Annotated in this window: 1 pseudogene; it reads left to right on the plus strand. The window is 48.3% G+C overall.

Features of this window, described 5'->3' with window-relative positions:
* Positions 1–242, plus strand: a pseudogene (locus ACTHSP_RS24010) (diaminopimelate epimerase); the annotation flags it as partial.

A 242-nucleotide genomic window follows, 5' to 3' on the forward strand; every position in this document is an offset into this window, starting at 1 on the left:
CCTTCTTCTGATGCGGTCGATTTTCGGTACCGCATTTTCAATGCCGATGGTCGGGAAGTAGAGCAGTGCGGCAATGGAGCGCGTTGTTTTGCGCGTTTTGTCGCGGATAAGGGTTTGACGGATAAAACGGAAATTTTGGTCGAAACGGCCAAAGGGATTATTGTACCGAAGCTGTTGGATAACGGTTTGGTTACCGTCAATATGGGTAAACCGCGTTTCATGCCGTCTGAAATTCCGTTTGT

Source organism: Neisseria sp. P0001.S005 (assembly GCF_051963715.1).